This window comes from Cohnella hashimotonis (genome assembly GCF_030014955.1).
In the GTDB taxonomy this organism is placed as follows: Bacteria; Bacillota; Bacilli; order Paenibacillales; family Paenibacillaceae; genus Cohnella; species Cohnella hashimotonis.
Map to the genome: position 1 here is coordinate 3,025,830 of NZ_JAGRPV010000001.1, position 12,059 is coordinate 3,037,888.

Here is a 12,059-nt window from a genome sequence, read left to right on the forward strand (position 1 = left end):
GGCCTTCGTCGGGTTTGTTCCTTTCGTCCCTTCATCCATTCCTTTTACGCAATCATTCTACCCCCTTGGAGGTCAATCACGCATGAGCGCCACTGATATTCGCAATGAGCTGTGCAAGTACGCGCGCAAGACGGTGTCGAACAAACTGGTCGTCGGGCCCGGCGGCAACTTGAGCGCCCGGCACGAGGGCAAAATGTATCTTTCTCCGAGCGGCTTCGCGCTGGACGAGATCGCGCCCGAGCAGTGGGTCGAGGTGGACATCGAGAGCGGCGACATCGCCGACATCGGCCTGCGTCCGTCGTCCGAGGTGCTGATGCACCTGTATGCCTACAGAGCCAACCCGTCCATCGGGGCGATCGTCCACACGCATCCGCCGTACTGCATCGCCTTCACGCTGGTCGAACAGGAGCTGCCCGTCATGTTCCCCGACCAGGCCGCGCTCGTAGGAACGACGACCTACGTTCCTTACGTGTTGCCGACCACCGACCGCCTGGCCGACGCGGTTGTCGCCAAAGTCAACGACTACAGCACCATTCTGCTCGGCAATCACGGTCTGGTCACAACGGGGCGCAATCTTCGCGAAGCCTACTACCGTACCGAGGTCGTCGAGGAGAGCGCCAAGATCTGGCTGATCGCGAGCGCCATCAAGACGCCCAAGGCGTTGACGGACGAAGAGTACAAGGAAATCGCGTCGCTGGAGAGCGAGGCTTATCGGATCGAGCTGCTGCAAAAAATGAAATAAGCGGAGGAACGGGCCATGAGCGAGAAAACGGCTGCAAGCGGCGGATCGCTGCGGGTAACCGCGCTGGCGTTCGACATGGGGGCGAGCTCCGGACGCGCCTATGCGGGAGAGCTTGGCAGGGACGCAAGCGGCATTCGCACGCTTCAGGTGGCGGAGATGCACCGCTTCGACAATGAGGCCGTGCGCGTCGGCAAGCATTTGCATTGGGACATCCTGCGCCTGCTGCAGGAGATCAAGCGGGGCATCCGCAAGACGTTCCAGGCCGGCTACGAGCCGAGGACGCTCGGCATCGATACGTGGGGCGTCGACTTCGGTCTGATCGACGAAGGCGGCGAGCTGCTCGGCAATCCGTATCATTATCGCGATGCGCAGACGGAAGGGTTGATCGAGATGCTGAGCGAACGGTTCGGCGCACAGGCACTATTCGCGTCGAGCGGTCTGCAATTTATGCCTTTCAATACCGTTTACCAGCTATACGCCATGAGCCGGACCGGATCGGTGAAGCTTGCCGCGGCCAGGACGCTGCTGCTGACGCCGGATCTGCTGACCTATCTGCTGACCGGCGTGCCGGCCTGCGAGTTCACGATGGCGACGACGACGCAGCTGTTCGATCCGCGTACGCGCAGCTGGAACAAGGAGCTGATGCGAGAGCTCGGCATCCCGGAGACGCTGTTTCTCGAGCCCGTCGCGCCCGGCACCCGAATCGGCAAACTGTCGGACGAGGTGCAGGAAGAGTTGCGGATTCCACCGGTCGAGGCGGTGGCCGTAGGTTCGCACGATACGGCGTCCGCGATCGCGGCCGTACCGGCGGGAGACGAACCGTTCGCTTACCTCGTCTGCGGCACCTGGTCGCTGCTCGGTACGGAGCTGGCGGAGCCGGTGCTGAAGCCCGAGACGCTGGAAATGTCTTTTTCCAACGAAGGCGGCGTCGGCGGCACGTATCAGCTGCTTAAAAACATTATGGGCTTGTGGATTTTGCAAGAATGCAAACGGGAGTGGGACGAAAACGGCACGCCCGTAGGCTATCCGCAGCTCGCCTTGCTTGCGGAGTCGGCCGAGCCGCTGCGCAGCTTGATCGATCCGGACGACGCGCGGTTTTACGGACCGTCCGATATGACTTCCAAAATCCGTGCCTACTGCCGCGAGACCGGCCAGCCGGAGCCGCGGGACCAGGGCGAATTCGCCCGGTGCATCCTCGAGAGCCTGGCGCTGCGTTACAGGCAGGCCCTCGAGCAGGCGGAGTCGCTCACCGGCCGCACCTTCGCCGGGCTCCATATGGTAGGCGGCGGCATTCAGAACAAGCTTCTCTGTCGGCTCTCCGCAAGCGCCATCGGCCGTCCGGTTATCGCGGGACCCGCGGAGGCAAGCGCGATCGGCAATTTGCTCCTGCAGTTCGTCGCGCAAGGCGAAATCGCCGATCTTGCTGAAGCCAGGCGTCTCGTATCGGCATCTTTTCCGGTCGATACGTACGAACCCGAGCCAGCGGACAAGGCGTCATGGGAAGCTGCCTACGCCCGTTTTCTCGCGCTGCGTCCCGGCCCATGAAGAATAGTTTTCTTTCGCATCCATAACGCCATGAGCAACCCCGCACCTTCCCTCGATGGAAGCGCGGGGTTTTTGTCTGCGATTAACCGACTGATTGGCGACATTTTTCGCCATATACATTAATTTTCCAACAAAATTCGTCTTCAAGTACTACGAATTTTGTTAACTTTTTTTTAACTTTGCACCGATATGATTAATGGGAAACAACTTTATGGAGAGCCGGACGTGCGGCGGGGGAGGCAGTCAACGATGAAATGGACGGTCGGCAAAAAGATGGTAGGGGCGTTTAGTGCCATACTCGTCGCGCTCGTGGCGCTGGGCTTTATTAGCCTGGCCAATATGAGCAAGATGAACGCGCAAGCCCAAGAGATCGGAAACGACTGGTTAAGCGGTGTAGAAACGATGAGCAACATTAAAATCGATCTGCAAGAGATTACAAATCTGTATTACCAGTCGCTAATCGCCACCGACGCAGCCGTCAAAAAGAAAGCGACGGAACAGATGGCTGCATTGTTCCCGGAAATCGAGACCAGTGTGAACGGCTATAAAAGCTCAGTAGCGAACGAAGAAGACAAGCAGCTGTACGAGGCGCTCAAGCTCGATTGGGAAACGTTCAAGAGCAGCTACACGGCTTCGACGCAGAATGCCGGCGACAAGGGGAGCTCAAGCAAAGCCTCCGAAGCCTTCAACACGCTCGATCAGGACGTGGACAAGCTGATTGATTTCAATCACGAAGGCGCCGAGAAGAGCGTGAAGGACAACGACAACCTGTTCCACAGCAGCGCATCGCTTGTCTTCTATATCGGGATCGCCATCGTGCTGCTTGCCGTCGCGCTCTCCTGGCTGCTGATCCGCAACATTACGGTGCCGCTGAAGCAGTCGACGGACGCCCTGAGCCGCGTGGCCGCGGGCGATCTCCAGATCTCCGTCTTCGAGTCGAAACGAACCGACGAGTTCGGCACGCTGCTGACGAGGCTGAACGATACGGTCGCCAAGCTGCGCAGCTCCGTCCGTCAAATGCAGGATAGCGCTTCGGTGCTCGCCACGTCTTCGATTCAGTTGTCAGGCGGATCGGAGCAGAACAAAGGTGCCTCGGTCCAAATCGCAGAGTCCGTCTCCCTGATCGCTTCCAATTCGGAAAGCCAGGCGAAGTCGGCGGCCGAATGCGACAGAGTCATGGAGGAAATGGCGGAGGGCGTGGGCAGAATCGCGGAAACGACCTCCGAGGTTGCGGAGTTGTCCGCGGGAGCGGCAGCGGCTGCCACGACGGGGACGGATCGGATCGTCAACGTCACGGAGCGCATGGCATCGCTCGAGAAGACCGTCGGACTTGCGGGCAAGCAAATTACGAGCCTGGTCGCGAAGTCTCACCAGATCGGCGAGGTTACCGGAATTATCGGCGAGATCGCATCGCGAACCAACCTGCTCGCACTGAACGCAGCGATCGAAGCGGCGAGAGCCGGCGAGCACGGCGCAGGCTTTGCGGTCGTCGCGGGCGAGGTGCGCAAGCTTGCGAACCAGACCAACGAATCCGTCGGCAACGTGTACACGCTTATCACCGAGGTACGCGAGCAGGTCGAATCGATGTCCGCGCTGATGAGCGCGAGCATCGAAGAGGTAAATGCCGGCAGCACGGCCGTGAACGAAGCGGCAGCCGCCTTCAAGCAGATCGCAAGCGCGTCGTTCGAGGTGTCATCCCGCGTGCAGGAGGCGGCAGCGGCCGCCGAGCAGCTGGCGGCGAGCTCGGAGGAGGTATCCGCGTCGGTGTCCAACATCGGGCATATGGCGTCCATGACCGCATCGATGACGCAGGAGGCTGCGGCTTCGGCGGAGGAGCAGCTCGCATTCAGCGAGGAGCTGGCGTCCTCGTCGCGTACGCTGTCCGGCGTCGCGGCGGAGCTCAAGCAGGGCGTTAGCGCGTTCAAGCTATAAGCGAGCAAGTCCATCTTCAAAAAAACTGCCGTACGCAACTTGCGACGGCAGTTTTTTTGACGTTTCACGAATGCGATCCGCTTTGCGTGAGCGGGAGCTCGACCGTAACGCGCGTGCCGGCGACAAGCCGGTTCGCGATGGATACTTCGCCGTGATGCATATGCACGATCTTCTGCACGATGGAGAGGCCCAAACCGCTACCCCCGGCTGCGCGATTGCGCGATTTATCCGCTTTGTAAAACCGTTCGAACAATCGAGGGAGATGCTCGGCCGGAACGCCGGGACCGGTATCTTCGACATGCACGGCAACGCTGTCGCCGGTGACGGACAAAGAGATGCCAAGCGTGCCGCCTTCGGGCGTAAACTTGATCGCGTTGTGCAGCAGGTTCACCCACACCTGGCGAAGCAGCTCTTCATCGGCTTCCAATTCGCACTCGGCGAGCCGAATGTCGAGCTCCAGACGTTTGGACTGCCACTGGGGCTCTCCGGCGAGGACGACCTGCCGCAGCTGCTTGTCGAGTCTGTACAGGCGCGGCTGGTAGGGCGGTCGCTTGGACTCGAGCGTCGTAAGCTTGAGCAGGTTGTCGCTGAGCCTGGACAGGCGCTCGCTCTCTGCCTCGATGATATCCAAGTAATGCTTGCGCTGCGTCTCGGAAAGGCGATCCGATTTAAGCGCCTGCGCAAAGCCTTTGATCGACGTGAGCGGCGATTGAATCTCGTGCGAGACGTTGGCTACGAACTGCTGCCGCATATCTTCGATTTGCCCAAGGTCGGCTGCCATCTGCTTGAAGTTTTTGACGATCTCGTAATATTGTCCCGCGTATCTCGGATTGACCTCCAGATTGACGTTAAAGTCGCCTTTGCCCATGCGGGACATGGCGTCGGTCAGCGTGTTTACGAGCTGCATGGCCCTCGCCTCGGGGCGGAAGAGGTATCGGATCGCCACGACGGACAGGCCAAACAGGAAAAACGTGAAAATCAGCGTCAAATATTCGCGCAGCGTGCCTGGTATCGTAACCAGCCGGCCTGCGGCACGAAGCAAAAAGTGGGCGGCCGTCCAGAGGATGGAATAGCAAGATAGGAAAATGGAAACGCCGGTCAAGAAATGCAAGGGAGCTGGCAGCCGCTCGAACCATGCCCGCGTCCCGCCGGCCGCAAGCGCTTCGCTTCTACGCTGTTCGCGCATGCGCGCCTCGAATTGCTTTTGCAGTGCGCGATATTCCTTATGAGTCTGCGTGAAATGGCGCCATAGCCGGGACATTCTCGATAAGCCCCGATTCAAGCGAGCACCTCCAGCCGGTACCCGAGTCCCCGGATCGTCGTGATCCGGAAGCCGCAATCGTCGGGGAACCTCTCTCGCAGACGCTTGATGTGCACGTCTACCGTACGTTCGTCGCCTTCATAGTCGAAGCCCCAGATCTGCTCGATGAGCTGATCGCGGGAGAAGGTCTGGCCGGGATGGCTCGCCAGCTTGAACAGCAGCTCGAATTCCTTGAGCGGCAGCGTGAGCGGATGGCCGTCCAGCTCCAGCTCGAACGTCTGGCGGTTCATCAGCACGCGGCCGATCTGCGTCTGGTGGGATACGGCGATTTTGTATCTGCGCATGAGCGCCTTGACGCGGACGACCAGCTCCGCAGGCTCGAACGGCTTGACCATGTAGTCGTCCGTGCCGAGCTGGAAGCCCTTGACCTTCTGCGCGGTCTCGCCCATCGCGGTGAGCATGAGCACGGGCAGCTCGTAGTGCGTCCGCAGCTCGCGGCACAGCTCCCAGCCGTCCATGTTCGGCATCATAATGTCCAGCACGACCAGATCGAACGGCGAGTCGGCAAGCAGGGCCAGCGCTTCTTGTCCGTCCGTCGCTTCCTGGATCTCGAAGCCCTCGGCCGACAGGAAGTGAGCCAGCAGTTCGCGGATATGCGGATCATCGTCTACAATAAGAATGCGCGCCATAAGTATCGGCCACCTTTTTGGATTCGGATTGGATAGGCTTACGCAGGTGACGTTATCTGAATTAGCCTGCAGTGTCGTACATATTTTGACGCGGTAATGTGAACTGAATATGAATCCTATTATGCTACAAGATCAATCCATTGAGAAAGGGGAATGGAAATGACTTCAAGCGGCCAGGCCGTTCGCGGCAGGTTCGCGCCTACGCCGTCCGGTAGACTGCATCTGGGCAACGCAATGACGGCGCTGCTTGCTTGGCTGCAGATTCGTTCCGCGGGCGGAGAAATGGTGCTTCGGCTGGAGGATTTGGACCGGCAGCGCTGCAGGCCGGAGCTCGCCAAGCTGCTGCAGGGAGAGCTCAGATGGCTCGGTCTGGACTGGGACGAAGGGCCGGATGTCGGCGGTCCTCACGCCCCCTACGAGCAGAGCGGGCGCACGGCCCGGTACGAACGCGTGCTGGACGAGCTGCAGCGGCAGGGGCGCTTGTATCCGTGCTATTGCAGCCGCGCCGATCTGCAGGCTGCGGCCAGCGCGCCGCATGGTCTCGACGCCGAAGGACCGGCTTATCCGGGCACCTGCCGGCAGCTGACCGCTGCCGAACGCGCGGAACGAGCGCTGCGCAAGACGCCGTCGCTGCGCTTTGCGATGGACGAAGAGGCGACCTATCGATTCGAGGACGGGATCGCGGGCGAGACCGCATTCGCCGGTGCGAGCAGTGGGGACTTCGTCGTGCGGCGCGCGGACGGTATCGTGGCGTATCAGCTTGCCGTCGTCGCCGACGATATCGAAATGGAAATTACAGACGTGCTGCGCGGCTGGGATCTGCTCGACTCGACGCCTCGGCAGCTGGCGCTGTATGCCGCGCTTGGAGCCACCCCGCCGCGCTTCGCGCATTCGCCGCTCGTGCTCGGCGCGGACGGCAGCCGTCTTTCCAAGCGGCACGGGGCGGTGTCGCTCTCGGAGCTTCGCGAACAATATGACGTCCGGGCCGAGCGAATCGTCGGTTTTCTAGCCTGGCTTGCCGGCTTGCACGATCGAATCGAAGAGCTGAAGCCGGTCGAGCTGCTCGCTACCTTCGATCTATCCGCCGTGCGCCGGCAGGCGGTGACGCTACCGGACAGGTGGATGGAGCTGCTATCCGGCGGGGACACAGGGACTACATTTTAAACAGAAGGAGACTTGTCTACGATGCCGCACATTATCGGCCAGCGCGTGCGCCTGCGCGAATACCGCCATGAGGATCTGGTGCCGATCCGCCAGTGGGTGAACGACGAAGCGATAACGGGGTTTTTGTCGGATATTTTTTTGTTTCCTCACGGTCTGGAGTCGACCGAGGGCTTTCTCGCCGATATGATGGACCAGCGGCCGGACAATCGGAGCTTCGTCATTGCGGAGGCCGACACGGAGCTTTATATCGGGCAGATCGGTCTGGACAAGATCGATTGGAAAAACCGTTATGCGGTCATCGGTATTGTCGTCGGCTCGATCGAGCGCTGCGGCCAAGGACTGGGGACGGAGGCGATGCGGCTGCTTTGTTCCTATGCGTTCAAGGAGCTCAATCTCAATCGGCTGGAGCTGGAAGTGTACGATTTTAATGAACGGGCTTATCGCAGCTATTTGAAATGCGGTTTTGTAGAGGAGGGCAGACTGCGAGAAAAGCTGTACCGAAACGGGCGATATGCGGACGTGATTCAAATGGGATTATTGAGGTCGGAATGGACTGAATAATAACTAAATCATAAAATATGTTATGTAAACTAAATGCGGAAAAATCGCCCTCAAAACATCATGCGTGCGTATGTTCGTATCAAGGGCGGTTTTATTTCATGCCATTAATTAAAAACGCCTCTCCTTTTGAAGCGGCCCTATCATTCCCCTCTTTAGGGATTTTTTAGCGAAGGCATGCAACTCCTGATCTTCTAAAGCGTCTAATGATGAGATTCATAGATAGCTTGGTAGAAAAGGAGCTAAACGCATGAAACTGCCTAAACCGATACAAAGATGGCTGCCGGCCGTTCTGGCTTCGGCGATTTTGCTGCCGATCGGCGCACAGGACGCGTCGGCGGCTGTCGCTGCCCCAGCAATTACAATCGTGCTCGATGACGTGAAGCTGCCCGTATCCGTACCGCCGATCAACCGTAACGGATCGGTCATGCTGCCGTTCCGATCGCTTGCCGAGGCGCTAGGCGTCGATGCGGTATGGGTGCCTGCGACCAAATCGGTTATCGCCAAGGGAAAAAACGCAGCGGGAAATGCAGTCGAAGTGCAGTTGAAGCTCGGTCAGAAATCCGCCACGATTAATGGCGTTAAATATACATTGAATACTGCGCCTGTCATGTCAGGAAATTCGGTGCTCGTTCCGCTCGCCTTTTTTAGTCAAGCTTTCGGCGCCACGGTGACATGGGACGGACCGGCGAAGACGGTGCGCGTCGTATCGCCGCGGCGCGAGATGCGGCTGCTTGGCTTCTACGCGGTAGGGGCGTACAGTCAGCTGACACTGACGAACGATATGAACGATGTCGCATTCGGTTGGACCGAGGTTGATTACAATGGAGAAATTACCTTAAAGGATACGACCGGCGACAGATGGTATTGGCCTCAACCCGCCGGCGACGATACGCCGGAGTCGATTGTCGCGCAGGTGAATGCGAATGGCTCGGGCAGCTATCTGGCCGTATTGGGCAAGGACGGCAAAGGGCAGCTCATGAAAATGCTGACGGACAAGACGCTGCGGGACGCTTCGATCGAACGGCTGCATACGCTTGCGAAGGACAACGCATTCGGCGGTATCATGCTCGATTTCGAGGGGCTCGGCTGGCATGACGACCCCGTTATGGCGCAATCCGCGCTGAATGCTTATGTCAAGCAGCTCGTCACGGCCGTCAAGCCGGATGGCATCAAGGTATCGCTCGCTGTGCCGCCGCTGAACGGCGAATATAAGGGATACGATTATGGAGCGCTGGCCAAAATGGCCGATGAGCTCGTTATTATGGCTTACGACTATGGAGACAACAAACAGCCGCAGTCGAATGCGAAAATCGACGAGGCGATCGGCAAGGCGATCGCGACGGGCGCACCAAGGGCCAAGCTGCTGCTGGCGATTAATCTGGACGCGGAAAACGAAACTTCGGTCGACGACAAACTGGGTCTCGTGAAGCGCTACGGCTTGGGCGGCGCCGCGTTCTGGAGATTGGGGATATTCACGGACGCCGAGCGGACCGCGATCGGCCGTTCGGTGACGAAGATCGGAGGATAGGCATGCCGTTTGCAGCCTTTTTAAATCGCTATGATCCCATGAGACGCTGGGCTGTCTCGGAGGGAGAGAGCGGCTGGAACAACACGACGCGGATCGCGGAGAACGATCTCGGCGACAAGCGCGTGCTGCGCATTTATGAGACACATAGAGATGCGGACAAGATCGCGTTCGAACACGACGTGCTGCTGAAATTAACCGAGGCAGAGCTGCCGTTTGCCGTGCCGCAGCCGATTGCGCTGCCGGACGGCTCGACCTTTGCGACGCTGGCTGACGGCACGGGCCGCTATGCGGCGTTGTTTACCTATACGGCCGGCAATCGTCCGGACGGCTCCGCGCCTGCCGTCGCCGAGGCAACCGGAGAAGCCGTCGGACGCCTGTCGCTTGCGCTGCGGGCGCTTCGACCGTCGGCCGTTCCCGCTTATTTGCCTTGTTACGAGCTCGAGCGGACGCATCCGTCCTGTCCGGGCAGCGTCATCGCGTCTTTTTGCGAGGCGCCGCCTTTGGCTTTTCAAGATTTACGGAACCCGCTGCTGCAGATCGGCGAGGCGATGCGCGCGTTTCAAGCGGCGCTGAAGACGGTTCGCGAACTGCCGCACCAGCTTGTGCATGGCGACATCAACGATTCCAACCTGCTCGCCGACGCGTATGATCCCGCACGGATCGCGGCCATACTGGACTTTGAATTTTGCACGACAGAGCTGCGGGCCATGGAGCCGGCGGTCGCATTGGCGGGGCTTATCGGCGAATCGGGGGATCTCCGTGCCGCTGCCGCCTTTTTAGAAGGCTTCGGCCGATTGGCTCCTTTAAATCAGGCTGAGATCGACGCGCTGCCATTGCTTATGCGGTTGCGCCGGCTGGATGTGTTCGTGCATTTTCTGGGGCGATATCTCAGCGGGGTGGACGGGGCAGCCGTGCTTCGTCAACAGACGCAGGAGACCGCTGCGGGTTTAGCTCTGCTGGATCGGCACGAAGCCGAGATTCGGTCGATGTGCGCGCAGACGATGACAAAGAAAGCGGGCGGATAAGATGGCAATCGTACAAGTAACGATCGTACCGATCGGCACGGGCTCGACCAGCGTTAGCGCATACGTCGCCGAGGTCGAGCGCATTCTGCGCATGGCGCCGGAGCGGATCGAGCACCAGATGACGCCGATGAGCACGATCATCGAAGGCGCGCTCGAGGATGTGCTGGCTGTCGTCAGACGCATGCACGAGACGCCCTTTAATCATGGCGCCCAGCGCGTATCGACGTCGATCACGATCGACGATCGCAGGGATAAGCAGGGGACGATGGCGCAAAAAATGGAGGCTGTGGCGGACAAGCTGCGGCAGCAAACGGAATAAAAAAAGGGGGCGATCCAAGAGCGCCCCCATGCTTGTTCGGATATATCAGGATTCCTGGCTGCGGCGCTTGTCGATCGCTTCTTCCATCGTTTTGTCCGTCAGATGGGCATAAATCTGCGTCGTTTCGGGCGAAGCGTGGCCGAGCTGCTCCTGCGTCTTGTACAGATCGTTGGACAGATAATAATCGGTCGCGAACGAATGGCGAAGCTTATGTACGGACAGATAGGGTTTGCCGAATCGCTTCGCGTATTTGATCACCATCTCCTGGACCGCGCGCTTGGTCATGCGCGAGCCTTCCTTCTTGCCGTTCGCCAGGGCGAGAAAGAGGGCTTTTTCCCGTTTGGGCGCATGATAGCGCACCTCGCGCTGCTGAAGGTAGGACTCGAGGTTCGTCAGCGCGTCCTGCCGGAAAAAAACGGGCGTCTTAAACGTATCGTCGTTGCTGCCTTTCCGGTAGACGTATAGCAGTTTCTTTTTCAGATCCAGATCGTCCAAATTCAGATTCACAAGCTCCGATACGCGGAGGCCCGAATTCAGGACCAGACTCACGATACAGGCATCGCGCGTGTGGTTCAACTCGTGCGCGTACAGCGCCTGCTTGTTGTCCGCCACGTCCGTTGCATAGTGCTCGTTGATATAAGCGATAAATTCCGTAATTTCCTCTTCCTGAAGCAGCTTGCCTTCTAATTTGGCTGCCGTATCCTTCGGCTTGTGCGTCCGTTTGATCGACACCTTGGCCATCACGTTGCGCTTCAGCAGCGGATAAAAGTCGTCGTCCTCCGCGATCTGGCTGAGGTAGTGGAACAGAGAGCGGAGGGAGGAGAGCTTGCGAGAGATCGTCGTCCGCGTATTGGCGTGCTCCCGCCGGGTCGACAGCTCCATGCGGAAACTGTCGATCTCGTCCATTTTCAGCTTTTCTAACGCTTCGATCGGAATATCGCTCATCTTCTCCGCCGTCGTCAGACCTTCCCGCATCAGCCAGTTAAAAAAAGTCTCGTAATCCCGCACGTACTCCAGTAGGGAGGAGGGGGAAAGGTCCGGCAACTTGAAGTTGATAAACTTCTCGACGTACCAGGGCATGCTCGGCACGCGCTTGTCCAATTGCTCGCGATCTTTGATTTTTTGCAGGTTCATCGGGTTCGCGCTCCAGGCTGAATTTATTTAGGCTTATTATACCAGACGGACGGTCCATGTTGCGCGTCTCGCATTTTAAAAAGCGTCGTAAATAATGTTATGTAAACTAAATGCAATTAACTGCATCAAATGCAGTTAAAAGGGCGAGAAAGGCAAATC

11 protein-coding genes are annotated in these 12,059 nt (G+C 58.8%); 8 read left to right on the forward strand and 3 right to left on the reverse strand.

Going from position 1 to position 12,059, the window contains the following annotated elements; genetic code table 11:
- The first annotated feature begins 82 nt into the window (after positions 1-82).
- From KB449_RS12170 to KB449_RS12180, 3 genes are all read left to right on the forward strand, one after another.
- The gene (locus KB449_RS12170) at positions 83-742 is read left to right on the forward strand and encodes a class II aldolase/adducin family protein (protein ID WP_282908629.1); all 660 of its coding nucleotides are present in this window, start codon (positions 83-85) and stop codon (positions 740-742) included.
- Positions 743-757: 15 nt separating this feature from the next.
- The gene (locus KB449_RS12175) at positions 758-2,287 is read left to right on the forward strand and encodes a rhamnulokinase (RefSeq protein WP_282908630.1); all 1,530 of its coding nucleotides are present in this window, start codon (positions 758-760) and stop codon (positions 2,285-2,287) included.
- A 249-nt stretch (positions 2,288-2,536) separates the two neighbouring features.
- A complete protein-coding gene (locus KB449_RS12180; protein ID WP_282908631.1) occupies positions 2,537-4,219 on the forward strand; it encodes a methyl-accepting chemotaxis protein in 1,683 nt (560 codons plus the stop codon).
- A 64-nt stretch (positions 4,220-4,283) separates the two neighbouring features.
- Here KB449_RS12180 and KB449_RS12185 read toward each other — a convergent pair whose 3' ends face one another.
- Entirely contained in the window at positions 4,284-5,501 is a 1,218-nt protein-coding gene (locus KB449_RS12185; protein ID WP_282908632.1) for a sensor histidine kinase, read from the reverse strand.
- On the reverse strand, positions 5,498-6,169 hold the full coding sequence (locus KB449_RS12190) for a response regulator transcription factor (RefSeq protein WP_282908633.1): 672 nt from the start codon (positions 6,167-6,169) through the stop codon (positions 5,498-5,500). Before KB449_RS12190 ends, KB449_RS12185 begins: the two co-directional genes overlap by 4 nt.
- A 159-nt stretch (positions 6,170-6,328) precedes the next feature.
- Here KB449_RS12190 and gluQRS point away from each other — a divergent pair, with 159 nt between their 5' ends.
- The 5 genes from gluQRS to KB449_RS12215 all read left to right on the forward strand — a co-directional run bounded on the left by gluQRS (position 6,329) and on the right by KB449_RS12215 (position 10,766).
- Positions 6,329-7,333, forward strand: a complete 1,005-nt coding sequence (gene gluQRS / locus KB449_RS12195; RefSeq protein WP_282908634.1) for a tRNA glutamyl-Q(34) synthetase GluQRS — start codon at positions 6,329-6,331, stop codon at positions 7,331-7,333.
- A 21-nt stretch (positions 7,334-7,354) separates the two neighbouring features.
- The gene (locus KB449_RS12200; RefSeq protein ID WP_282908635.1) at positions 7,355-7,894 is read left to right on the forward strand and encodes a GNAT family N-acetyltransferase; all 540 of its coding nucleotides are present in this window, start codon (positions 7,355-7,357) and stop codon (positions 7,892-7,894) included.
- 247 nt (positions 7,895-8,141) lie between these two features.
- On the forward strand, positions 8,142-9,422 hold the full coding sequence (locus KB449_RS12205) for a stalk domain-containing protein (RefSeq protein WP_282908636.1): 1,281 nt from the start codon (positions 8,142-8,144) through the stop codon (positions 9,420-9,422).
- 2 nt (positions 9,423-9,424) lie between these two features.
- Complete coding sequence (locus KB449_RS12210; protein ID WP_282908637.1) at positions 9,425-10,447, forward strand: phosphotransferase; 1,023 nt, start codon at positions 9,425-9,427, stop codon at positions 10,445-10,447.
- A 1-nt stretch (position 10,448) separates the two neighbouring features.
- Positions 10,449-10,766 (forward strand): MTH1187 family thiamine-binding protein, encoded by a 318-nt coding sequence (locus tag KB449_RS12215; RefSeq protein ID WP_282908638.1) that lies wholly within the window; start codon positions 10,449-10,451, stop codon positions 10,764-10,766.
- Positions 10,767-10,811: 45 nt separating this feature from the next.
- Here the strand turns inward: KB449_RS12215 and xerS are convergent, their stop codons facing one another.
- Entirely contained in the window at positions 10,812-11,900 is a 1,089-nt protein-coding gene (xerS, locus tag KB449_RS12220) for a tyrosine recombinase XerS (RefSeq protein WP_282908639.1), read from the reverse strand.
- Positions 11,901-12,059: the final 159 nt, after the last annotated feature.

What these genes read in the sequence shown, in the direction of transcription:
- KB449_RS12205 (WP_282908636.1), top strand. Translation starts at nt 8,142, where the DNA reads ATGAAACTGCCTAAACCGATACAAAGATGGCTGCCGGCCGTTCTGGCT.
- KB449_RS12210 (WP_282908637.1), top strand. Translation starts at nt 9,425, where the DNA reads ATGCCGTTTGCAGCCTTTTTAAATCGCTATGATCCCATGAGACGCTGG.
- xerS (WP_282908639.1), bottom strand. Translation starts at nt 11,900, where the DNA reads ATGAACCTGCAAAAAATCAAAGATCGCGAGCAATTGGACAAGCGCGTG.
- KB449_RS12175 (WP_282908630.1), top strand. Translation starts at nt 758, where the DNA reads ATGAGCGAGAAAACGGCTGCAAGCGGCGGATCGCTGCGGGTAACCGCG.
- KB449_RS12170 (WP_282908629.1), top strand. Translation starts at nt 83, where the DNA reads ATGAGCGCCACTGATATTCGCAATGAGCTGTGCAAGTACGCGCGCAAG.
- KB449_RS12200 (WP_282908635.1), top strand. Translation starts at nt 7,355, where the DNA reads ATGCCGCACATTATCGGCCAGCGCGTGCGCCTGCGCGAATACCGCCAT.
- KB449_RS12215 (WP_282908638.1), top strand. Translation starts at nt 10,449, where the DNA reads ATGGCAATCGTACAAGTAACGATCGTACCGATCGGCACGGGCTCGACC.
- KB449_RS12180 (WP_282908631.1), top strand. Translation starts at nt 2,537, where the DNA reads ATGAAATGGACGGTCGGCAAAAAGATGGTAGGGGCGTTTAGTGCCATA.
- KB449_RS12190 (WP_282908633.1), bottom strand. Translation starts at nt 6,169, where the DNA reads ATGGCGCGCATTCTTATTGTAGACGATGATCCGCATATCCGCGAACTG.
- gluQRS (WP_282908634.1), top strand. Translation starts at nt 6,329, where the DNA reads ATGACTTCAAGCGGCCAGGCCGTTCGCGGCAGGTTCGCGCCTACGCCG.